Raw genomic sequence first — 24,053 nt, 5'->3', positions numbered from 1 at the left:
CCTCTACAGTCTTAAGCCAGGTCATATGCTTCCTTGCTTTTTCGATAGTTTTTCGGTGTATAGCCTGTCAGCCTTTTAAAACATTTGCAAAAAGAAGCACTGTCATGAAAGCCACAGGAATAAGAAACTTCCGTTACTGTTAATGTTGTGTGCTTTAGCATGTTTTTTGCAATCTTTATGCGAAAGGAAATCAAATATTCCTGGGGTGACAATTCCAGCTCTTTTCGAAATAATTTATAAAGGTAGGTTCTGTCAATCCCGATATATCTGGCAATATCCGACACCTTAATCTGATAACTGTAATTTTGACTGACGTAATCACATGCTTTACGAAGATAATCTCTTTCATAGGGTTTCTCCTGCGTTCCCGCACTTCGCTGCATGAATCCCAAAATCAGATATAGATACCCCAGCGTTTCAAAAGTACACCTGCCTGAATGGTTGTATTGGAGGACCAGTGTAAGTATGTTTTCAAATAAAGCGTGGTCCCCCAGTTCTGAATCCTCTGCATCCTGGAAATGAAATACCGGGTTCTCATCTGTAAATCCGCAGCTTTCCAGAATCTGTGACACTTCATATCCATCAAAGGCTACCCATGCATACTCCCAGGGATTCTCCTGATCCGCCACATAATAAGTGGACTGATCAGGACTTATTAAAAATGCGTCACCTTTTTTCAGATGGAATATCTGTCCATGCACATGGAATTCACCTTTTCCCTTTAGGATAACATGCATCAGATAATGGTTCCGGACTGCAGGTCCGAAAGAATGTCTGGGAGTGCACGCCTCCTGTCCACAAAAATAAATATGCAATGCATGATTTAACATATCACCTTTTATCCTTCCAATAAGCAACAATATGACAATTTAATTGAAACATTAAACAAAGAATTTTGCGTTTTTTCATTATATACTTGTTTTATGAAAATGACAACCAATTAGGAGGTATCTCATGACAAAAATTACTTTTTTAGGTGCCGGAAGTACTGTATTTGCGAGAAATGTACTCGGTGACTGCATGTGTACGGATGCACTGCGTGACAGTGAAATTGCTCTTTATGATATCGATCAGAACCGTCTCTCAGATTCTAAAATCATACTGGATGCAATCAACAGGAATGTAAATAACGGACGAGCCCACATCACAACTTATCTGGGGATTGAAAACCGTAAGGACGCTTTGAGAAATGCCAATTTTGTGGTAAATGCAATTCAGGTCGGGGGCTACGACCCATGTACGATTACTGATTTTGAGATTCCAAAGAAATACGGCTTAAGACAGACAATTGCCGACTCCTTAGGGATCGGCGGAATTATGCGGGCTTTGAGGACAATACCCGTGATGGCCGGATTTGCAAAGGATATGGAAGAAGTCTGCCCCGATACCTTGTTCATGAACTATACCAATCCTATGGCAATGCTGTCAGGCTATATGCAGCGTTATACAAAAATCAGAACCGTAGGTCTGTGTCATAGCGTCCAGACCTGCTCCGAAACGCTCCTGAAAGGTGTGGGTATGGAGGATAAGCTGGAGGGAAGGACAGAATTGATTGCCGGTATCAACCATATGGCATGGCTTTTGAAGATACATGATAAAGACGGCAAAAATCTTTATCCGCAAATCAAAGAAAGAGCAGCCAAAAAGAATGCAGAAGAAAAGCATAGCGATATGGTTCGCTATGAATATATTAAAACCCTGGGCTATTACTGCACAGAATCCAGTGAACACAATGCCGAATATAACCCGTTCTTTATCAAAAGCAGATATCCTGAGCTGATAAGCGATTACAACATCCCCCTGGATGAATATCCCAGAAGATGTATTAATCAGATTGAAGGATGGAACAAGGAAAAAGCTGATATTTTGGAAGATGGAAAGATTACCCATGAACGTTCTCTTGAATACGCCTCCTATATTATGGAAGCCGTATTAACCAATAAGCCCTATACCATAGGCGGTAATGTATTAAATACGGGGCTTATCGATAATCTTCCTTCAGATGCGTGTGTGGAAGTCCCCTGTCTGGTAGATGGAAAAGGAGTTACTCCCTGTCATATAGGAAAGCTTCCGGTTCAGCTTGCAGCCATGAATATGTCCAATATCAATCCACAGCTGCTCACCATAGAGGCCGCAGTTACAAAAGACAGACAGTATATCTATCAGGCTGCCATGATGGATCCTCATACAGGAGCGGAACTCAGTATTGGTGATATCAAAAAAATGTGTGATGAGCTTATAGCTGCACACGGAGATTACATGGCTGATTTTCAGAAATAGCAGATTCAGAAAGAGGCGGCAGTTTCGCTGGATTGCCGCCCCTTTTTCAGAAAAAGGTCTATTGATCTTTATTACAAAAAACCAAGAACACCCGCTTCATGCACCAGGAGATGTCAATCTTCTTCACGGATTTTTCAAGGAAGACAGGATATTCCACTAGTTTCTTCCCATCCAGCAGGTAACTCACGCTCCCCACCTGCGTTCCCGCTTTCACCGGAGCCTGCAGCTTCTCAGGAATATCTGCCTTTACCTCCACGCTCTCTTCCTCTTTTAAAAGCATCTGTTTTGGATTTTCTGCCTCTCTTCCATCTTTATAGGTAAGAATTCCGAAAGCTTCATCCTCTCCCAGTCTTCCTGCATACTGCCCGTCTTTCACAGGCACAGGTGCATCCAGAAGCCCTGTCTGATAGATATCCCTATATTGATAGTTTTCCAGACCATAGGTCATCAGTTTTCTGGTATCTGACCACTTATAGGACTTGTTATTCGGCCATCCACAGGCCAGAACGCTTACAATCAACAGCTTTCCGTCTTTTTGTAATGCACCTACATAACAATATCCGGCTTTCGCCGTAAATCCGGTTTTCCCGCTTAAGGCCCCATCCATCATAGAAAGAAACGTATTATGATTATTGCAGTTATAGAATACCTGATTTTCGCAATCCCAGAAGCTATGTGATGCTGTCTGCGTAATTCTTAAGAAGTCCTCCTTTTTTGGCGACTGTGTGATGCAGTACCTCATAATCAAGGCAAGATCACGGGCCGTCGTATGATGAGAGCCCCCGGCATCAGCCGCATCCAGACCGTTCGGTGTCACAAAATATGTATCTGCACATCCAATCTCCTTTGCCTTGTCATTCATCTTCGCTGCAAATCCTTCAACGGATCCTCCAATCCCTTCTGCAATCATAATCGCTGCATCATTGAAGGATTCCAACATCAATGCATATAGCAGATTCTCCATCAGAAATGTCTGTCCCTGCTTTACTCCCAGGTGTACCTTGGGTGCTGCCGCTGCCTTATCCGAAGCGGTTACTACTGTCTGCAACTCTCCCTGTTCGAGAGCCAAGATACAGGTCATAATTTTAGTTGTGCTTGCCATGGCCATCCCTATATCCGCCTGTTTTCCGTACAGCACCCGCCCCGAATCTCCATCCATCAGGCAGGCTCCCTTCGCATATAGCTCTGTATCGGAAATCTCCGCCCCCGGAACCGTCATACTCTGTCCCAATATTAAGACTACTGAAATCAGTAACACTAACCACCTATGCATTGCATACCTCCTCACTCACCGCAGACCTCCTATATGTGTTACTATTAAGAATATGCGTCTTTTATTCCTGATATGTGAATAAAAAAATCTATTGACAAAGCTGATATTCGACATTATAATACAGGTATTGTGCGTATAGTTTTACTAAACTTTTTGTTTAAAAGGAAGCTTCTTTGAGCTGTCCTTTAATCAACTATGATAAAAAGGAGCATTCTATGGATATCGGCAGTAAAATCCGTTCACTGCGAACACAAAAGGGCCTGACCCAGGAAGAACTGGCCGACCGGTGTGAGCTTTCCAAGGGCTTCATCTCCCAATTGGAGAATGATGTAACCTCCCCGTCTATTGCAACCCTGGTTGACATTCTGCAATGTCTGGGAACTGATTTAAGTGAATTTTTCAATAATACACCGGAAGAGCAAATTGTCTTCCACAACACTGATTATTTTGAAAAAATAGACAATGATCTTCTGAACAAGGTTGAGTGGATTATCCCAAATGCTCAGAAAAATATTATGGAACCCATCCGCCTGACTCTTAAAAGCCAGGGTTCCACCTATCCGGATACCCCTCATGAAGGTGAAGAATTCGGCTATGTGCTGCAGGGAGCCATTCAGATTCATATTGGCAGTAAAGTTTATAAAGCAAAAAAAGGGGAAAGTTTCTATTATACCCCGGCCGCCGCACACTATCTGTCAAACCCGGGTAAGACCGATGCCGTTGTCATCTGGGTCAGTTCCCCGCCAAGCTTTTAATACCGAAGTATGCAAAGGGAACTGTCGGTTTGTATCAGTATTTTCCTGACTTTAGAATATTAGGAGGAAGTTATGAGCCATAAATTATTAGACTTGATTCATATCAGTAAATCTTTTGATGACCAGATGATCCTGGATGATATGAACCTTTATATTAGGGAGAATGAATTTTTAACTTTGCTGGGTCCTTCCGGCTGCGGAAAGACTACCACACTCAGAATCCTGGGCGGTTTTGAGACTCCTGACTCGGGAAAAGTCCTCTTTGACGGAAAAGACATTACCAATGTTCCTCCGAACAAACGCGCACTTAATACGGTGTTTCAGAAATATGCCCTGTTTACCCATATGACCATCGCCGAAAATATTGCATTTGGTCTGAAAATCAAAGGTAAATCCAAGACATATATTGACGACAAGATCAAATATGCTCTAAAGCTTGTGAATCTGGACGGATATGAGAACCGTTCCCCTTCTCTGTTATCCGGTGGACAGCAGCAGCGTATCGCAATTGCCCGCGCCATCGTGAACGAACCTAAGGTTCTTCTGCTGGACGAGCCTTTAGGTGCCCTGGATTTAAAACTGCGCCAGGATATGCAGTATGAATTGATCCGTCTGAAGAACGAGCTTGGAATTACCTTCATCTATGTGACCCATGACCAGGAGGAGGCACTCACCATGTCGGATACCATCGTTGTCATGAACCAGGGCTATATTCAACAGATCGGAACTCCGGAAGACATCTATAATGAGCCTGAAAATGCCTTTGTTGCCGATTTTATCGGAGACAGCAATATCATAGATGCCATTATGATCCGGGACCGTCTTGTTGAGATTCTGGGAGCCAGGTTCGAATGTGTGGATACAGGTTTCGGAACGAACAAACCGGTGGATGTAGTCATCCGCCCGGAAGATATTGATCTTGTGCCGGTATCCGACGGCACTATTACCGGACGTGTTACTCATCTGATTTTCAAGGGAGTACACTATGAGATGGAGGTCATGGCCAATGGATTTGAATGGCTGGTTCACAGTACAGACATGGTTCCTGTTGGTCAGGAGGTCGGCATCCACGTAGATCCTTTTGACATTCAGATTATGAATAAACCTGTATCAGAAGATGAGGAGGCTGTAAGCATTGAAGAATAAAAAAAAGTGGCTCGCTGCCCCCTACGGCATATGGGCCTTTGGATTTGTGATCATCCCGCTGATTATGATACTCTATTATGCATTTACCTCTCAGGATCACGGCGGATTCACCTTCGCCAACTTCCGTATGGTTTTTTCGTCGGACAATGTAAAGGCCCTTTTACTTGCTCTGCTGCTGGCATTTGTGAGTACTGTCATCTGCCTGCTTCTGGCTTACCCTCTGGCTACCATCCTGTCAAACAGGAGTATCAGCCAGACCAGTTTTATCGTATTAATTTTTATCCTGCCCATGTGGATGAACTTTTTGCTTCGCACATTGGCCTGGCAGACCCTTCTGGAAAAGAACGGTGTTATCAATGGGATTCTTTCCTTTTTACATCTGCCGCATATAAACATCATAAACACCCCCTATGCCATCATATTAGGCATGGTGTATAATTTTCTGCCTTTTATGGTTCTTCCGATTTACAACGTATTAATTAAAATCGATAAAGATGTGGTAGAAGCTGCAAAGGACCTGGGAGCCAACACCTTTCAGGTTTACAGCAAAATCCTGATTCCCCTTTCCCTTCCGGGCATTGTAAGCGGAATCACCATGGTTTTTATCCCTGCACTGACCACCTTTGTTATTTCGGATCTGCTTGGGGGGAGTAAGATTCTGCTGATTGGAAATGTAATTGAACAGGAGTTTAAGCAGACCAATAACTGGAATGTGGGCTCTGCCCTTTCTATGGTGCTTATGGTTTTCATCCTGATCAGTATGTATTTTGTGAATAAATATGATAAAGAGGGGGAGGGAACCGTATTTTGAAAAAGCATATTACCAGGATTTATATGGGACTGATTCTCTTTTTGATGTATGCACCCATCCTGACCTTAATTGTATTATCCTTTAATGCCTCCAAGACCCGCGCGAAGTGGGGCGGGTTTACCGGAAAATGGTATATCGCTCTCTTTCAGAACAACGAAATCATGCAGGCGTTTTATAACACCCTGGTGATTGCTCTGCTGGCTGCTGCAATTGCCACACTTCTCGGAACACTGGCCGCTATGGGCATGAACAGTATGACCAGACGTTTTCGAAATATCTTCACAGCAGTGACGAATATTCCGATGCTGAACGGCGAAATCGTGATGGGTATTTCCCTCATGCTCCTGTTTATTATAGTCAGGATGAATCTGGGGTTTTCCACGATTCTTATGTCACACATCACGTTTGACATTCCTTATGTTATTTTAAGTGTAATGCCTAAGCTGAAGCAGACACAAAAGAGTACTTATGAGGCGGCTCTGGATCTGGGCGCATCTCCGATTCAGGCGTTTTTCAAGGTGGTGTTCCCTGATATTATGCCGGGCGTACTTTCCGGATTTCTACTGGCCTTCACAATGTCTCTGGATGATTTTGTAATCACGTATTTCACCAAGGGACCCGGGGTAGATACCTTGTCTACCAAAATATATTCCGAAGTCCGCAAAGGTATCAAGCCTGAGATGTATGCACTTTCCACGCTGCTTTTTGTTACGGTGCTTTTCCTTCTGATTCTGATCAATATGAATCCTTCGGAAAAAGATCAGTCCGTCGCACAGGCAAAAGAGCTGGAGCGCCTGGCAGCCGGTGGGAAAAAAAGACGATTTACAAAGAAGCTGATATGGGGACGTATCATACCCGTTGCATTGATTATTGTCATCACGGGAGGCGGTTTCTACTATCGGGGACGTACAAACTCCTATACAAAGGAGCCGGTTATTGTATATAACTGGGGGGAATATATCGACCCGGAAGTTCTTAATATCTTTGAAAAAGAGACGGGAATCCCGGTAATTTATGAAGAGTTTGAGACAAATGAAATCATGTACCCCAAGATTCAGTCAAAAGCAATTGCCTATGACCTGGTGTGTCCTTCTGACTATATGATTGACAAAATGATTAAAAATGATCTTCTGGCAAAGATTAACTGGGAGAACATTCCAAATGCCGTGAATATCGGTAAAACTTATTTTGAAAAGTCCAGGGAGTTTGATCCTGAGAATGCATATTCCATTCCCTATTGCTGGGGTACACTGGGTATCGTGTATAATAAATCTATGGTCAAGGAACCGGTAGACAGCTGGAGCATTCTCTGGGACAGTAAGTATAAGGATAATATTCTGATGCAGGATTCAGTCAGGGATTCTTTCTCCGTTGCCTTAAAAAGCCTGGGCTATTCCAGTAACTCAACCAATATTGCCGAGCTTTCTGAAGCACAAAAGCTTCTCATCGCACAGAAACCTCTGGTACAGGCTTATTCTGTGGATCAGATGAGAGATAAGATGATTGGAGGAGAGGCCGCTCTCGGTGTCACGTTTTCAGGTGAGCTTTTCTATATGAAAAGAGAAAATCCGGATTTGGACTTTGTCATTCCAAAGGAAGGCAGCAATGTCTGGATTGACTCCTGGGTAATTCCTAAAAATGCAGAACATAAGGAAAACGCGGAAAAATTTCTGAATTTCCTATGCCGTCCTGATATTGCGCTTATGAATTTTGATTATATTACCTATGCTACACCCAACACAGAAGCCAGAAAGATGATTGAGGATTCTGAAATCAGGAACAGTTCCATACTGTTTCCGGATGATTCGGAACTTAAGAACAGCGAAACCTATAAATACCTGGGTAAAGAGGTAGAGGAAATCTATGCGAGACTCTGGAGAACTGTAAAGTCTTCATAATTAATCAGTACAGCATTAAAAAATGCTGTACTGATTTTCTTTCCGGTTAAATATATTATAAGGAATAACCATGCAGTTTCCCGGAGGAAGCATGAATAAGCGATTTAATTTCAAAAAATTCATACCAAAGAAGCGAAGCATAGAAACTCCAGGCATTGAAGATTCGAGTCCCCCGCCGCTAAGACTGAAAAGACCAGGCCTGAAGCAGACTTCTCTGATTGCCGTGCTGTTTATTGCATCATTTCTCATTGGAAACCTTACAGCCCGTGCCGTCCATTCCATGGAAGCAGCGGCTATCCAGCCGGCATCTGACAACTGGGGCTTAAGCTTTCCGGAAAAAGGCAAAACCCCTGTAGGTAATGCCACGATTGATGAACTGAAACAATACGATGCGTACTACGCTGCCGACACCGATGAAAAAGTGATCTACCTCACCTTTGACTGCGGGTATGAAAACGGAAATACCGCTCCCATACTGGATGCTTTAAAAAAGCATAACGTCTCTGCAGCCTTCTTTGTTGTAGGAACCTTTGTGGATTCTAATCCCGACTTGATTAAACGCATGGTAGATGAAGGCCATATTGTAGGGAACCATACATACCATCATCCCGATATGTCCAAGATTTCCACGTCTGAAGCATTTTCCAAAGAACTTACCGATGTAGAAAGCCGATATGAGCAAATCACCGGTCAGCCCATGCATAAATTCTACCGTCCACCCCAGGGGAAATACAGCACAGACAATCTTCAGATGGCTAAGGATCTGGGTTATAAGACTTTCTTCTGGAGTCTTGCCTATGTGGACTGGTATCAGGATAAACAGCCCACAAAGGAAGAAGCCTTTGACAAACTCCTGGGACGCATCCATCCAGGTGCCATTGTTCTTCTTCACAGCACCTCCAAAACAAATGCTGCTATTCTGGATGAATTACTGACAAAATGGGAGGAGATGGGATACACCTTCAAAACCATCGATCAAATCAGTTCATCTGCTGACTGCAAATGTGATTCTACACAAGATTGTCAGCAGAATTGTCAATGCGGCTGTCAGCAGAGTCCTGAGAAGAAGTCTGGAAATTAATCCGCTCTAACGGACGAAGCGCCTTCATCTTAATAAATAGGGGCACATATTCAAAAATCAATGACGAACTTTCCAGGCCATACCACCTGGCGGGTGTACCGGCCACATGCCGTATCGCATACTTTACGGCTACGGCTGCCCGCCCGCCCGGTGATATATCGCTTTCGGGAACCAGCATCTTCCGAAGCAGACAAAACTGGAAATTTCCCACATTACTTGGCTCATAAACAGAATACTCATTCTCCTGCGGAGGAAGCTCTCCGCTTTCTATCAGATCCTCCACAATCTGGCGCAGATATACATTCACCCTTTGCCCAACTTTAAAGCCCAGACGCAATTGAATCTTGAAGATAAAATCACTTCCAAAATTCTCCACGATATATTCTCTTGTATACGGTTTATCTGTTACCTGTATATTGATAAACCAATATGCTTTTGCCCGCTTTGGACGCTTATCCAGTATGGAGTACAGGATATCTCTGTCCAATTCCTCCATGTTGGAGTCTTTTGTAACATAAACCAGATTATCCGTCTGGTATGGACGGCTTTCATCCTCGCGCAGCCGTTTCAGCTGGTCAACATACTGCCTGATATCCAGATAGACAGCCTGTGATTGTTCGATTCCGGTTCCCCGATACCATACCAGCATGACTCCAAAAAGAATGATTGCCATAAAGAGAGCCACATATCCCCCTCTTGAAAACTTGCTCAGACTGGATAAGAAAAAGCAGCTTTCCAATCCGCCAAAAAATAGCAGAAAGATAAAGGCACCTGCCTTCCTTCCCTTTTCCTTTAAAAGATAAATAAACAATAATACGGAAGTCATCAGCATGGTTAATGTTATGGCAAGCCCGTAAGCAGCCTCCATGTGCGCACTGGTTCTGAAAAACAGGACAAGTGCCGAGCAGGAGATCCATAGAATCATATTCACCAGCGGAATGTAAATCTGTCCCTTTATCATAGACGGATAAGATATCTGCATATGGGGCATAAGATCCAGCCTGCTGGCCTCTGACACCAGTGTAAAGGAACCTGTTATCAGCGCCTGAGAAGCTATAATGGCGGCTACCGTTCCAAGCAGCACACCCACAAGTCTGACCTGATCAGGCAGCATTTCGAAAAACGGATTCATATCCGGAATTGCAGCCAGCTCATTCACATCATTGTTTTCCATAAGCCATGCACCCTGACCCAGATAATTCAAAATCAGAGAGATTTTCACAAAGGGCCAGCTCACATAAATATTTCCCTTTCCCACATGTCCCATATCCGAGTACAACGCCTCTGCTCCTGTGGTTGCCAGAAATACACATCCCAGAATCATAAATCCTATATGGTTCTCCGGACTAAACAGTATTCTGACTGCCCATACCGGATTCAAAGCACGAAATACACTCGGCGTATCCCATATATGGATAACTCCTGCGACCGCAAGAAACAAAAACCAGATTGTCATAATCGGACCAAAAGCCTTACCAATAGAAGAGGTTCCTGCTCTTTGAACCAGAAATAATACGCCGATGATCAGAAGTGTAATCACGATAATTTTATTCTGATCGTCACCCAGTACCGTATATATGGCCGGTATACTCCTCAGCCCTTCAATAGCTGTAGTCACCGTTACTGCCGGAGTCAGCATACCGTCAGCCAGTAGAGCCGCACCCCCGATCATAGCCGGAACGATCAGCCATTTCCCGTATTTTTTTACCAGACTGTAGAGGGCAAAAATTCCACCTTCTCCATGGTTATCAGCTTTCATGGCAATCAGTACATATTTCACTGTTGTCAGTAAAATCAATGTCCAGATAACCAGAGACAATGAACCAAGAATCAAAGTCTCACTGACATTTCCTAAGCCTCCATTCTCGGATATAACTGACTTCATTACATACATAGGTGAAGTTCCGATATCACCATAAACCACTCCCGTAGCGACCAAAACAGCTCCCATACTTACAGGTATCTGGCCGCTCTTATTCTGACTTTCTATATCAGACATCTCACAATTCCCTTCCTTCATTCTTTCGTAAGTTATCATTACCTTTATTGTCACTATATATAGAAAAAATATACAATATTTGGTGATGATAAGAGGAATCTTAGCATAAAGACTATGGGATGTCAATTAGTATATAAAGAAGTATTTTTTTAGGCATGCATCTCTTCCTCATAGTAATAAATTTCTTTTTTGCCATCAGTGAATCCGGCAATAGCATCAAGAAATATCTGTCCGTATTTCTGATACTTATGCTCTCCTACTCCGGATACTTCGAGCATCTCTTCTCTGTTCATCGGAACCTTCACGCACATATCCGTCAGGCTCTTATCGGAAAAGATAATATAGGGCGGCATACCTTCTTCTTTAGCCAGCTTTGTACGAATCCCACGCAGTTCTTCAAAAAGCTGTAACCCTTTCGAGTTAAGAATGTCGGTGCGTCTTTTTTGCTTTCCACTGTCCTGCTCTTTTACAGCATGGACGTCTTCTTTAGGCAGCTTCATAATCACGGTGTGTTCCCCTGAGAGGAGTTCCCGGCCTGCCGGTCCGATTCTGAGTAGTCCATATTTATCATTTGTCTGCATCAGACATCCATCCAACAGAAGCTTGTTGATCATCTGTTTCAGACGAATCTCACCAATATCCTTAAGCTTCCCATACTGCTGATTATCAAGCATTCCATACGCTTTTAATTTTGCTTGTCTCATGCCCCACAGTGTCTGGGTAATCACATTTATTCCATAACGACCATTACACTGCCGGACGCATAAAAGAATCGTCTGACTTATTCCAGTTATGTCAACTTCTTCAAACTGCGTATTGCAGTTCGAACAATTTTCACAACAGTTAACCGTCTTTTCTCCAAAATACCGCAGAATATATTCTCGCAGACAATCTCTGGTGATACAGTAGTAAGTCATTCTTTTCAACCGCTCTTCGTCCCGTTCCCGAATAAGCCTTAAAGACTCCCCATCCATATCAACATTCTCATTACTCTTTTCAATCAAGAACTGATTCACCACCACATCCTTCGGAGCGTAAAGTAAAACACATTCCGACGGTTCTCCGTCCCGGCCGGCCCGACCGGCTTCCTGATAGTAGCTTTCCATGTTCTTAGGCATATTGTAGTGAATGACATAGCGTACATTGGACTTGTCAATTCCCATTCCAAAGGCGTTGGTCGCTACCATTACCGGTTTGACATCATAGATAAAATCTTCCTGATTCCGCCGCCGCTCCTCATCCCCAAGACCGGCATGGTATCTGGTAACTAATATTCCCTTCTGCTTAAGAAGTGCACAGACTTCGTCCACATTTTTTCTTGTTGCACAGTAAATAATCCCACTTTCACCTGGATGCTTCTCCATATACTGAAGTATCCAGGCGTCTTTATCCCTGGGTGCCTGAACCTCGAAATACAGGTTCTTGCGGTCAAATCCGGTAATAAGCACCTGCGGGTCTTTGAGTTTCAGGATACATGAGATATCCTCCGTAACCTCCCTTGTTGCAGTGGCTGTAAATGCACTTAAGACCGGACGAATGGGCAGCCTTTCTATAAAACGGGTAATATTCAGATAGCTGGGGCGGAAATCTTGTCCCCATTGCGAGATACAATGTGCTTCATCAACTGCCACCATACAGATTTGACTATGTAATGCAAAATTCATAAATTCCTCTGTTTCCAAGCGCTCAGGAGCCACATAAATAATTTTGTATTGTCCTTTTCGTGCACGGTTCAGAGCAGTCCGGTTCTGTCCCGGCGTCAAGGAACTGTTCATATAGGCAGCATGCACCCCCACCTGATTGAGGGAATAAACCTGATCTTTCATCAAAGAAATCAACGGTGAAATCACTAGGGTAATTCCATCCATATACAGAGCCGGAATCTGATAGCAGATAGATTTACCGGCTCCGGTAGGCATAACACCCAACACATCCCGGCCGGACATAATACTGTCCACCATCAGTTCCTGGCCTTCCCGAAAGGAATCGTATCCAAAATAGGTCCGGAGTATTTCTTCTTTTGTCATATGTAAAATTCCTTTCTGTAAAAAAGCCGCAGCGATACGCTGCGGCTTTTTTACTACTCTGATTATTAATCAGCAACGTATGGCATAATTGCCATATGACGTGCTCTTTTTATTGCAGATGTAATCTCTCTTTGATGCTTTGCACAGTTTCCTGTAACTCTTCTGGGGAGAATTTTTCCTCTTTCAGAAATATATCTGCTCAATTTATTCGCATCCTTGTAATCAATAACATTATCTTTACCGCAGAATACACAAACTTTTCTTCTGCGTCCGCGTCTTTCACCTCTATTGAAAGCCATCGCTCTTCCTCCTTCTAATTTCATTCAATCAAACATAAGTTTCCGGTTTCTTACTTTGCGTCTTTTCTGACAACCAGATATCTCAGCACATTGTCCATAATACGGACATGACGCTCGATTTCTGCCGGAGCAGTGGCATCTGCTTCAAACTGAATGAAATAGTAGAAGCCTTCGCGCATATGGTTAATTTCGTAAGCAAGTTTTTTCTTGCCCCACTCTTCAACTTCGCTGATTGTGCCATCATAACGAGTGATATAGCCCTTCGCTTTTTCAACTACTGCAGCTCTTTCCTCGTCTTCGATCTTTGCACTTACGACTAATGCTAATTCGTACTTGTTCATGCTCTTTTACCTCCTTTTGGACTTTTGGCTCTCTGGCTCGTCCAGAGAACAAGGATATTGCGGAAATGCATTCCACAAGTAAAGATTCTAACACATTGGATATCAAATGTAAAGTCTCTTTTTATTATTCAGCCCTTTTAATGCAGCCCTTTTTGACGGTCAAATATGTTTTTCAGCTCTTTATGCCTTTTATAACTTCGAAACGCATTTCCCATCTTGTTATAAACGTAAAAGGACTCCACAAGAACTGCATGTGCCTTTCCCAGGCGGTCTTTGGTCGTACGTTCATAGAAGGTACCCCCGCATTCAATCTGAGGGCCCGTCTTCACATACGCAATCAGATCCGACTCGCTTCGGATATATTCCGGCAAATCCGTATATCCCATCCCAATACAGTCTGTTTTATGTGCATCGCTGCCGCCGAAACCTGGTTTCGCATATTCCCGGGCCAGCTCATATGCCTTGTCGTTAACAGACTTTTTTTCACAGGCATTAAAAATCTCTATAAAGTCAAACTGGCTTACCAGATTGCTCAGACGTTTTGCATACTTTATTTTCTGCTGCCTGGTTGTCATGGCACTCATATACTTTTCCCCGAAAGGATGAGCCGGACCGAGAATACCGCCATAATAATGGACGATCTTAATCAACATTCCAACAGGCAGTCCGCGCATTTCCAATATCCAGAGTTTTACCCCTTCGGGCATGATAACCAGAATATGCCCGCAATCCATCGTGTCATACTCCACGCCCTTTAAAACCACAAAATCATAATGTTGTTTTCCTTTAATAGAATTTTTCCACTTCCGGTAACCGTCGTAAGAATTGTGATCCGAAACCAGCATGCCTCCAAATCCTTTTTCCTCAAGACGCCGGATAAACTCCTCTATGATGACCTTTCCATCCATGGAGCCTTCTTTTGTATGACAATGCATATCAAATTTCATAAAATCACTTCCTTCTGTAGTAGACGAGTGAACATGCAGGCATGTTCGTTCGGCTCGTCACTCATATAAATCAGAAGATGCCACAATCGCACTGCTCATGCCGGCTGCATGTCCAGTGCGATATTTTCTTTTCAGTCTTAGTATATCACATATTTTAAAAATGAAACAGAAAAATACAGAATGGAAGTTCATTTAATTTTGCAACGGTTTTTCGCCTATTTGGCAGCAGCTTCAGCTTGCTGTTCTTTTTTTGCTTCTTTTGCCTTTTCGGATTTCTCCCACAAATCATCCGCCTTCCCTGTCCAGCAGGAAGCATAGGCTTCGCATTTCTCACACAGATGCTCTGCCGACTCGGGTGATTGAAGATCGGTTGAATGTGCACCTGTTTTTTCTACCATAGTCTTTAGGCTTCCGGGGTTTTCCAACATCGGACATGGCCGTAACATGTTATGATTGAAAGGCTGCCCTTTCCGGTATTCCGCAAACAATGGCTGTTTAAAGCATTCCAATAGCGGCATGTCGTGGATATTGGCACTGGAATAATGAATGAATACACAGGGCTCCACATCTCCATTCGGATTGATATGGCAGTAGAATCTTCCGCCTGCAATACATCCTCCCACAAACTCCCCGTCATTTTGGAAGTCCATGGCGAAAATAGCCTTATCACTGTCACTACTTCGTATTTCTCTGACTCTGTGATACATAAATTCCCGCTGTTCTTTTGTCGGAAGCAGTTCCACTGCCGCATCATTTCCAACCGGCATATAATGAAAATACCATGTATAGCGGACCCCTTTTTCAATAATCATATCCAGGAACTCATCCGATGTTACCGTCTTATAATTGGCACTGGTATAACAGATGGAGGTTCCGAACAAAAGCCCATGTTTTTTCATGAGATCCATAGCATCCATAACCTTGTTAAAGATACCGTTCCCCCTTCTTCCGTCATTTACCTCTTCAAAGCCTTCAAGGCTTAAGGAAAACGTCAGGTTTCCAACCTCTGCCGTCTCCCGGCAGAACTCTTCATCAATTAAAGTCCCATTGGTAAATGCATGGAATGCGCAATCTTTATGTTTTCTGCAAAGTTTAATGATATCTTTTTTCCTCACCAGAGGCTCCCCGCCGGTCATCATATAGAAATAGATACCCAGTTCTTTTCCCTGACTCACAATCTGATCTAAGTCCTCGTAACTCAAGTTCAGTCTGTTTCCATACTCCGCCGCCCAGCATCCGGTGCAATGCAGATTGCAGGCGCTGGTGGGATCCATCAGGATAATCCATGGAACATTACAATCCAACTCTTCCTGAAGTGCCTGTGTCTTTTTAAACCCGTAGAACCCGGCCTGATACCCCAGATTTAATGCATTCATCTTGATTACATGTGGATCCAGTTCATTTAAAGCGGTATTGATAAACCGCATCCACTTTCCATCTGTATCGTGTACCAGCTCCCGTGCACTTTCAAATGTTTCCGGAGAAAAGGTGTCTCCCAGAAACTTTTCTGACAAGTCAACCAGTTTTAAAAAAGCTTTTTCTCTGTCCTCTTCGTTCTTATTAACATATCTCAATACCCCGTCAATCGCTGCACCGAAGGCAGCTCTTGTTGCGGTATTTTTTAATCCGTCGCCCATGTTTTATCCTCCGTTCCTCCTCATAATATTTATTTCATCTATAATTATAGCCTTATTATCTATTATGTGTCACCGGACAGAAGAATTAATCTGAGAAATTTTGGGACATTTCAATTATTTGTTACTTTTTTGGACACATATGGAAAAATGTCCCTTTATAAATCTTGTTTTTGGATTAAGCTGTCCTTATATGACATATGGAAAAGAGATGATAAATATGAATTCACAGGATATTACGCGTTCCATCATAGGAACAACTATCGACAGAGGGCTTCGGGAAATGTCAGAAGACCCGCAAAGAAGTGTCCGAAAGCTCGCTGACCTTGGCAAACGTTTTTCAAAAGGCCGGTTTCAGGCCCGGCTGTTCTCGCTTTTTCAGGAACTTCTTAGAAACGACAACAGCTCCTATTATCTGCTGATAAACAATCTGCTGAAGGATACACGCTGGGAAAACTTAAGAACCTTCGGTCTGAACGTAGGCTACAATGGCTGGACAGCCGGAGCTAAGATCATACGTAAGCAGACTTTATTAAGAAAAACTGATATTCCCTGGATATTGATTTTCCACTATAACCCGAAACTAACCAAAGGGCTTTCCCTAAAGCAGATAGCGGAGTATATACAAAAGGGAAAAGAACTTGGCATCTTTTGTTTTTTTCTGTGGCAGGAAAACAGTCTGGATGGTTCCAGTGAGCTATTGGAGCTTATAGAGGAAAATCCCGACTGTGCGTTTATCTGGCAGATACCAGACCTTCCCCTGGGTTGTGAAACAATTTCGAAGATTGCAGACTGTGATAATCTGATGATGTCCTTACCTTATGACTGCACGCACAGTCAGGAAAATGCCTGCAAGCTGCATACGATAAAAGCTTTTTTTGCTTATTATCTTTTTTATGAAAATTCGGATATCATAGAACAAATTTCTGAAATTTCAAATCAGATCATAAATGAGCATTGTTCTTTTCTGCTTCTGATTGCAAAAGGACAGAATAACAGATCCGATGATCTGGCAGAATATATATATAACCTCCGCCTGGAACAGACACTGCCAATCTTTCCGGTGGATATTTATAGTGATTTTGCTGCTGTCAGCTCCATTATCTCGGAACATCCCTGTATCTTTGAATTGCTTTCGGATGGGCAGGTGAACGCAGCAGCTTCTAATTGTCCTCCATATCTTTTTCCAGATTGGCAGCCAGAGCGATGATGATGTCCCGGATTTGACCAACAAATTTCCTGGGCGGCATATCTGAGTTTCCTGACAGCCAGCATACCATGGTTGCCAGGAAACCTTCTGCAATAAATACGCTGAAAAATTCCTGTTCCTCTGAATTCGGAAAAATATCCTGAACAAAGAACGCCACGATAGGCTGTAAAGTTTCATAAAAATACTCCCGGAAAGAATTTTGTCCTTCTATCATAAGAGCTGCACGGTAAAAGTCTTTTTCTTTATAAAACAGCTCACAGATTGCTACCAGCAGCTCCCAGCCGTTTTCATGGGAATGCACGGTAATTTCACTGACAAAGTTCACATAAAAGATCCAGTTTACCAAATCATACTTATCTTTAAAATGGTAATAAAAGCTCTTCCTGTTCATCCCGCATTCGTCACATATATCCGTCACACTGATTTTCGAAAAGGGCTTCCGTTTCATAAGTTTCTTCATGGCAGCTGCCAATGCGTTTTTTGTGATATTTGAATCCGGCATAACAATCTCCTCACTTGGTAAAAGTATACTTCGTGAGGAGTTCTTTGTCAATCATGCCTGTATTCTATTTTGATTCCAGCGTGAACCAGAAAGCTACTCCGTTCTCATAATTGGTTGCTCCACATTCCTGATGCATGGAGTCCATAATTGCTTTTACGATGGATAGCCCGATGCCACTGCCTCCATACTCTCGTGTTCTGGCTTTATCCACCTTATAAAATTTAATCCAGACTTTGTCCAGATCCTCCTCCGGAATTGGCTCCCCCGTGTTAAATACCGTAGTTTTCACAATTCCTTCTTTTTCTTCACAAGTAATTTCAATGGTTTTTTCACCATTCAGATGATTCAAGGCATTAGTCAGATAGTTGGTGACTACTTCTTCTATTTTAAATTCATCCCCCCATACATTCACACTGCCCTTCGGATGAAAGATGACCTTTGCTTCTTTTTGCTCAATTAAAATATGAGAAGACTGAAGCACTCCGCGGATTAACTCCGATAAATCAAATCTTTCCATGTTCACCTGGTCATTACCTGATTCCAACTGATTTAAATTTAACAGCTTTTTCACCATCTGATTCATCTTTCCTGATTCATCAATGATAACATCACAATAATATTCCCTGCTTTCCGAATCATCATTGACACAATCTTTCAGGCCTTCCGCATATCCCTGAATCAGTGCAATCGGGGTTTTTAATTCGTGGGTTACATTTGAAAGAAACTCTTTACGCATCTCATCAATCTGTGTCTTTTTCTCAATATCATATTGCAGTTCCACATTTGCTTTCTTTAGCTCTGTGATGGTTTCCTCGAGTTTATTGGACATTCTGTTAAAATTATTGCCAAGTTCTCCGATTTCATCTTCTCCGCCGCTTTCATACCTCGTATCAAAATCCAGATCCGCCATCTGCTGGGAAATTACTGTCAATTCCTGTATTGGCTTTACAATCCTTTTCGTAATGAACCAGATTGCAATGCCCCCTACAATTAAAACTGCAAAACCCGTATTTAAATAAAACTGATTCGAAATTTGCGAGGCATCCTGTATACCTTGTAAGGGAGTTCTCACCAAAAAATAGCCCCCATTGTCCATCTTTCCCCAAAGCTCCAGATAATTTAAATTCTGATTCGGATCGCGGGAGCGCTGAATCTGATATTGTCCGGTGTCTTTTATAACATCAGAATTGAATGTGTCACCCAATATCGCATGTCCAAAAAGACTTGCCTGAAGCTTTTGTTCGTCCACCGCATAAAACCAGTTTATATTCAGATTTGCATCTGTCCCTACCATATCGAGATTATTGTTGATGCAAAATTTTATGAGCTTTGCGCCTGATTCTATCGTCACGTCTTTATCAGTATTAATCATGTCCCAGCTGCATTCAAGAATCTCTGCTTTTTTCGACAAATAATAACGGGGAAGAAACGTATAATTCAACACGCTGGTCACAACTACCGATAAAGCTATCAGGGCAATAAAGGTAAAAGCCACCCGCAGTCTCAGAGACTTTTTCATCTGTCTACCTCAAATTTATATCCCATCCCCCAGATGGTCTTAATGAATTCGCCTTTTTCACCCATCTTGCTTCTCAATTTTTTTACATGCGTATCTATGGTCCGGGCATCTCCAAAATAGTCATAGTTCCAAACATGATTTAAAATTTTTTCGCGTGACAATGCAATGCCCTGATTCTCCAGAAAATACGTAAGCAATTCAAATTCCTTATAACTCAACTCAACTGGATTTCCATCCAGAGTAGCCTGATGAGCCGCCTTGTCTATAACAATTCCCCCTGCTTCCAGTAATTCTTCCTGTTCCTTATGACCGGTTCTTCTTAAGATAGCCTCCACCCGGGCCACTAAAATCTTGGGACTGAAAGGCTTGGAAATGTATTCATCCACTCCCAATTCAAAACCCAGAAGTTCATCCCGCTCATCACTCTTAGCCGTAAGCATGATAATCGGAACCTTGGAATACTGACGGATTTCGCGGCAAACCTGCCATCCGTCCATCTTAGGCATCATCACATCCAAAATAATCAGAGCTATATCTTTCTCCTCTAAAAACAGGTCTACGGCTTCTTCCCCATCGCCCGCTTCCAAAACCTCATAATCTTTCCTGATCAAAAAATCCCTGACCAGCTTTCGCATCCTGCTTTCATCGTCTACAACTAATATCTTCAGCTTTTCCATAAAATCACCCTTTCATTGTGCCACATAGGAACAGTATATCAATTGAATGTGACCCAAATGTGAATTTTAATTATATTGTACCACAGCGTAGTATCATGGTCAAAAGGTCTTGCGATTCTGTTTTTAAAAATGTTGTTGACATAAGATATCCGAACAGTTATACTTTAATTGTAACAGCGAAATTTCTATGTCTGCACCGGTTATTAGTACGAAGATAGAATTCGGGCTTGTACTGGTTTCGACGGGGGTTTTAAAGTTTGGGAAGCCATCCGCGGACTCGGGACCGCGTCATCAACCTGAAAATTAAATTTAAACGCAGACGAAAACGTTTTGTGTGCTGCCTAATGGCAGCTGTCAGAATTTAGACTCCCACATCTAAATCTCTGGCATCAACTTTCGTGGGGCACTTCGTCTCCAAAGCTTTGCGGAGATGGAAGAATTTATGAAGCTACTGAAATTTTAAGCCTGTCACCGGGCGTAAAGCAGAGGGAATGTTAAAACAGTGACTATGATGGAAGATGCCTGAATGGAGAGGCTTTCGGACAGGGGTTCGATTCCCCTCAGGTCCATACAAACAAAAAACCTGCCACCGGCAGGTTTTTTGTTATATAAGTTTCAATATAAATTTTTCACTTTAAAATCTCTCTGTGCTTCTCTGCGCATGTCCTTTTTGGCCAGTTCCTGACGTTTATCATAGAGTTTTTTACCTCTGGCAAGCCCTACCTCCACCTTTACCAGAGAGTTCTTAAAGTAAACCTGAAGGGGCACCAGCGTATAGCCTTTCTCCGCAATGTTTCCCTGTAATTTGAGAATTTCCTTCCGATGCATCAGAAGTTTTCTGGTTCTAAGCGGGTCTTTGTTAAAGATGTTCCCCTTTTCGTATGGGCTGATGTGCATTCCATAGATAAACATTTCTCCACGTTCTATTCGGATAAATGCTTCTTTAATTGAGCATTTTCCCATCCTGAGCGATTTTACCTCCGTACCGTGCAAAGCAATTCCCGCTTCATACTTCTCTTCTATAAAATAATCATGATATGCTTTCTTATTGTTGGCAATCAAACTGCTTTTTTTTTCCTTACTCATCCCTATTCTCCCATCTCAATACGTCTGCCTTTATTTCTCCAACAAAAAGTCTATGGTTTTATTACTGATATCCGCTTCTGCCACACGAACTTTCACCTTATCTCCCAGCCGGTAAACATTTCCCGTATCATTTCCCACCAACCGGTAATTTTCTTCATCAAAATGATAGTAATCATCCATTAATGCATTCACATGAACCAGTCCTTCTATCGTATTCGGAAGTTCTACATAGAGACCCCAGCCGGTTACTCCGGAAACCGTACCTTCATATACTTCATCGATATGATCATACATATATTCCGCCATCTTCATCTTATCTGTTTCCCGTTCTGCTTCTTCCGCCCTGCGTTCCGTAGCTGAAGTCTGTTTTGCCACATCATCCAGGATGGAGCGATAATACGCCATCTTTTCTTCGTTCAGTCTTCCTCTCAAATCATCCTTGATAATTCTGTGAATCTGAAGATCGGGATAGCGCCGGATTGGGGATGTAAAGTGGCAGTAATACCTGGCTGCCAGTCCATAATGACCGATACACCCAATCGAATATCTGGCCTGCTTCATGGAACGGAGCAAAAGTCTGCTGATTAGAGGTTCAATCGCTGCCCCCTTTACCTGACTCAGGATGTCCTGAATTTCTTTTGGGGTGATTTCTTCCATGCTTTTTGTAACTTCAATCCCCTGATTTCTGATAAAAGTCAGTACAGGTTCCATCTTTTCCATATCCGGATTTTCATGTGTTCTGTATAAAAAAGGAATCTCTCTTTTAAAATATTCTTTTGCTACAGTCTCATTGGCCTGAAGCATGAAATCTTCGATAAGATCGGTGGCTGCATTTCGCTCATGTGGCTTTATATCGACAGGCTTTCCGAGGTTATTCAGGATAATCTTACTTTCAGGAAAGTCAAAATCGATAGCTCCTCTCTTCTTTCTGATTGAACGAAGTATATCAGAAAGCTGCTTCATCATACGAAACATCGGTACAAACTCAAAATACTTCTGCGTGATTTTATCGTCGGAATCCGTCAGTATCTTATTTACATCTGTGTAGGTCATCCTCTGGTCGACACAAATCACAGTTTCAGCAAGCTTATACTGTACGGTATGCCCATTCCCGTCTATCCACATAATACAGGACATGGCAAGTCTGTCCTCTCCGGCATTAAGCGAACAAATCCCGTTGGAAAGTTTTTTGGGGAGCATGGGTATTACCCTGTCCACAAGATAGACACTGGTCCCTCTCTTCAAGGCTTCTCTGTCCAGGGCACTTCCTCCCTGTACGTAGTTACTGACATCTGCGATGTGAACCCCCAGCTTATACAATCCATCTTCTATCGTCAGGGAAACGGCGTCATCCAGATCTTTGGCATCCTCTCCATCGATTGTAACCATCGGCCAGTCTCTTAAGTCCAGCCTGCCATCTCTGTCGCTTTCCTGCACATGATCCGGGCAGCGGTCAGCCTGGCTCAGTACCCTGGCAGGAAATACCATTGGAATATCATAAACCCGCGCTACGGAGAGCACATCCACTCCCGGATCTGTAGCCTGTCCCAAAACCTCTGTCACTTTCCCTTCCGGACTTTTCTGGTTTCCGCCGTACCGGGTTATCTGTACAATCACTTTATCACCTGTTACTGCGTTGTTTATAAATTCCTTGGGGATAAAGATATCTCTGGTAATTTTACTGTTATCAGCTACTACAAATCCAAAAGAAGCACTTCTTTCAAAAGTTCCGACAATTTCCCCGATTCCATGGGCAAGTACTCTCACAACTCTGCCCTCCTGCCGGCTGCCGTTTTTTTCAGGAAGCAGTGCCACCTCCACCTCATCCATATGAAAGGCATCACCGGTATATGGAGCTGGTATAAAGATATCCTCCTCGTCAGATTCATGACGCTCGACAAAGCCATATCCTTTGGGGTGACTGATAAAGGTTCCTGTCAGGTTCCAAGCCCCATGGCTTCCCCCTTCACGAATCTCAGACTTTATTTTCTTCTTTTTATAGCGGCCCCGATGGATTGTGACAATCTGCCCTTCCGCTTCCAGAGTGTCTAGAATGTCCTGAAGCTCTCTTTTTTTATTTCTGGGAATTTGCAGTAAGACCGCAATTTCTTTCGTTTTCATAGGAACATAATTTTTAGAACTGATAAGATCTAATATTATCTTCTTCTGAATTTTATTAATATTCTTTTTTTTATTTATCAAATAATACCTCTATATTCTGTTGGTATTCAGCCATCACTGAGCCGCATCCCACTCATCTCAGGCATCCTAAATGTAATAAAGACTGTTGCAATTGCAACAGCCCTTGTGTTAAAAGTTCAAATTCAGTACAATTGACATAACGATAAATAAAACCGCCAGCAGTTTTGTCATCTTAACCAACGTACCTTCCGCAGAACGTCCCTTATTCTTCCCCCAGTAGGTATCAGAGATACCTGCTAAAGCTCCAAGACCCTGCTGCTTTCCCTCCTGCATCAATACGACTACAAGCAATGCTATACAATCTATCACATATAATATTGTTATTATAGTTCTTAAAATTACCATGTCCACACCTCCTATAAACGA

21 protein-coding genes and 1 other RNA gene are annotated in these 24,053 nt (G+C 42.7%); 8 read left to right on the top strand and 14 right to left on the bottom strand.

Going from position 1 to position 24,053, the window contains the following annotated elements:
- Positions 1-11: 11 nt before the first annotated feature.
- Positions 12-830: an AraC family transcriptional regulator gene (locus tag KNL20_RS06835; protein ID WP_230399849.1), complete on the bottom strand. Its 819-nt coding sequence runs from the start codon at positions 828-830 to the stop codon at positions 12-14.
- A gap of 124 nt (positions 831-954) precedes the next feature.
- Here KNL20_RS06835 and melA point away from each other — a divergent pair, with 124 nt between their 5' ends.
- Positions 955-2,280 carry an alpha-glucosidase/alpha-galactosidase gene (gene melA / locus KNL20_RS06830; RefSeq protein WP_230399848.1) on the top strand — a complete coding sequence of 442 codons (1,326 nt, stop codon included), beginning with the start codon at positions 955-957 and terminating at the stop codon, positions 2,278-2,280.
- Between the two features lie 58 nt (positions 2,281-2,338).
- Here the strand turns inward: melA and KNL20_RS06825 are convergent, their stop codons facing one another.
- Complete coding sequence (locus tag KNL20_RS06825) at positions 2,339-3,553, bottom strand: D-alanyl-D-alanine carboxypeptidase family protein (RefSeq protein WP_230399847.1); 1,215 nt, start codon at positions 3,551-3,553, stop codon at positions 2,339-2,341.
- 215 nt (positions 3,554-3,768) lie between these two features.
- Here KNL20_RS06825 and KNL20_RS06820 point away from each other — a divergent pair, with 215 nt between their 5' ends.
- The 5 genes from KNL20_RS06820 (at position 3,769) to pdaA (ending at position 9,244) form a co-directional block, all read left to right on the top strand.
- Complete coding sequence (locus KNL20_RS06820; protein ID WP_230400057.1) at positions 3,769-4,308, top strand: helix-turn-helix domain-containing protein; 540 nt, start codon at positions 3,769-3,771, stop codon at positions 4,306-4,308.
- A gap of 72 nt (positions 4,309-4,380) precedes the next feature.
- The gene (locus KNL20_RS06815) at positions 4,381-5,454 is read left to right on the top strand and encodes an ABC transporter ATP-binding protein (protein ID WP_230399846.1); all 1,074 of its coding nucleotides are present in this window, start codon (positions 4,381-4,383) and stop codon (positions 5,452-5,454) included.
- Entirely contained in the window at positions 5,444-6,265 is an 822-nt protein-coding gene (locus tag KNL20_RS06810; RefSeq protein WP_230399845.1) for an ABC transporter permease, read from the top strand. Before KNL20_RS06815 ends, KNL20_RS06810 begins: the two co-directional genes overlap by 11 nt.
- 23 nt (positions 6,266-6,288) lie before the next feature.
- The gene (locus KNL20_RS06805) at positions 6,289-8,163 is read left to right on the top strand and encodes an extracellular solute-binding protein (RefSeq protein ID WP_408637510.1); all 1,875 of its coding nucleotides are present in this window, start codon (positions 6,289-6,291) and stop codon (positions 8,161-8,163) included.
- Between the two features lie 91 nt (positions 8,164-8,254).
- Positions 8,255-9,244: a delta-lactam-biosynthetic de-N-acetylase gene (gene pdaA, locus KNL20_RS06800; RefSeq protein WP_230399844.1), complete on the top strand. Its 990-nt coding sequence runs from the start codon at positions 8,255-8,257 to the stop codon at positions 9,242-9,244.
- Here pdaA and KNL20_RS06795 read toward each other — a convergent pair.
- The 6 genes from KNL20_RS06795 to KNL20_RS06770 form a co-directional block, all read right to left on the bottom strand.
- Positions 9,174-11,243 carry a KUP/HAK/KT family potassium transporter gene (locus KNL20_RS06795; protein ID WP_230399843.1) on the bottom strand — a complete coding sequence of 690 codons (2,070 nt, stop codon included), beginning with the start codon at positions 11,241-11,243 and terminating at the stop codon, positions 9,174-9,176. The two genes, pdaA and KNL20_RS06795, sit on opposite strands and share 71 nt — an antisense overlap.
- Before the next feature lie 149 nt (positions 11,244-11,392).
- Entirely contained in the window at positions 11,393-13,270 is a 1,878-nt protein-coding gene (recQ, locus tag KNL20_RS06790) for a DNA helicase RecQ (RefSeq protein ID WP_230399842.1), read from the bottom strand.
- Between the two features lie 65 nt (positions 13,271-13,335).
- Positions 13,336-13,569, bottom strand: a complete 234-nt coding sequence (rpsR, locus tag KNL20_RS06785; RefSeq protein WP_230399841.1) for a 30S ribosomal protein S18 — start codon at positions 13,567-13,569, stop codon at positions 13,336-13,338.
- A 50-nt stretch (positions 13,570-13,619) separates the two neighbouring features.
- Positions 13,620-13,910: a 30S ribosomal protein S6 gene (gene rpsF / locus KNL20_RS06780; RefSeq protein WP_230399840.1), complete on the bottom strand. Its 291-nt coding sequence runs from the start codon at positions 13,908-13,910 to the stop codon at positions 13,620-13,622.
- A 137-nt stretch (positions 13,911-14,047) separates the two neighbouring features.
- Positions 14,048-14,857, bottom strand: a complete 810-nt coding sequence (locus tag KNL20_RS06775) for a PHP-associated domain-containing protein (protein WP_230399839.1) — start codon at positions 14,855-14,857, stop codon at positions 14,048-14,050.
- A 215-nt stretch (positions 14,858-15,072) separates the two neighbouring features.
- Complete coding sequence (locus tag KNL20_RS06770) at positions 15,073-16,494, bottom strand: radical SAM protein (protein ID WP_230399838.1); 1,422 nt, start codon at positions 16,492-16,494, stop codon at positions 15,073-15,075.
- A gap of 217 nt (positions 16,495-16,711) precedes the next feature.
- On the opposite strand from KNL20_RS06770, the gene KNL20_RS06765 reads away from it, so the two are divergent.
- The gene (locus KNL20_RS06765; protein ID WP_230399837.1) at positions 16,712-17,701 is read left to right on the top strand and encodes a hypothetical protein; all 990 of its coding nucleotides are present in this window, start codon (positions 16,712-16,714) and stop codon (positions 17,699-17,701) included.
- Here the strand turns inward: KNL20_RS06765 and KNL20_RS06760 are convergent.
- The 3 genes from KNL20_RS06760 to KNL20_RS06750 form a co-directional block, all read right to left on the bottom strand.
- Positions 17,655-18,203, bottom strand: a complete 549-nt coding sequence (locus tag KNL20_RS06760) for a TetR/AcrR family transcriptional regulator C-terminal domain-containing protein (protein WP_230399836.1) — start codon at positions 18,201-18,203, stop codon at positions 17,655-17,657. The genes KNL20_RS06765 and KNL20_RS06760 overlap by 47 nt on opposite strands.
- Before the next feature lie 64 nt (positions 18,204-18,267).
- Entirely contained in the window at positions 18,268-19,722 is a 1,455-nt protein-coding gene (locus tag KNL20_RS06755) for a sensor histidine kinase (RefSeq protein ID WP_230399835.1), read from the bottom strand.
- Positions 19,719-20,399, bottom strand: coding sequence for a response regulator transcription factor (locus KNL20_RS06750; RefSeq protein WP_230399834.1), 681 nt, complete (start codon positions 20,397-20,399; stop codon positions 19,719-19,721). The genes KNL20_RS06755 and KNL20_RS06750 overlap by 4 nt, the downstream gene beginning before the upstream one ends.
- 223 nt (positions 20,400-20,622) lie before the next feature.
- Here KNL20_RS06750 and ssrA point away from each other — a divergent pair.
- Positions 20,623-20,971: a transfer-messenger RNA gene (gene ssrA / locus KNL20_RS06745) on the top strand.
- Positions 20,972-21,014: 43 nt separating this feature from the next.
- On the opposite strand, the gene smpB is transcribed toward ssrA, so the two are convergent.
- From smpB to secG, 3 genes are all read right to left on the bottom strand, one after another.
- Positions 21,015-21,485: an SsrA-binding protein SmpB gene (smpB, locus tag KNL20_RS06740; RefSeq protein ID WP_230399833.1), complete on the bottom strand. Its 471-nt coding sequence runs from the start codon at positions 21,483-21,485 to the stop codon at positions 21,015-21,017.
- 30 nt (positions 21,486-21,515) lie between these two features.
- Positions 21,516-23,687: a ribonuclease R gene (gene rnr / locus KNL20_RS06735; protein ID WP_329957510.1), complete on the bottom strand. Its 2,172-nt coding sequence runs from the start codon at positions 23,685-23,687 to the stop codon at positions 21,516-21,518.
- Positions 23,688-23,795: 108 nt separating this feature from the next.
- The gene (gene secG, locus KNL20_RS06730) at positions 23,796-24,032 is read right to left on the bottom strand and encodes a preprotein translocase subunit SecG (RefSeq protein ID WP_230399832.1); all 237 of its coding nucleotides are present in this window, start codon (positions 24,030-24,032) and stop codon (positions 23,796-23,798) included.
- Positions 24,033-24,053 lie beyond the last annotated feature (21 nt).

Source organism: Novisyntrophococcus fermenticellae, from assembly GCF_018866245.1.
Taxonomy (GTDB): Bacteria; Bacillota; Clostridia; order Lachnospirales; family Lachnospiraceae; genus Novisyntrophococcus; species Novisyntrophococcus fermenticellae.
This window is presented reverse-complemented; position numbering and strand designations above follow the sequence as displayed.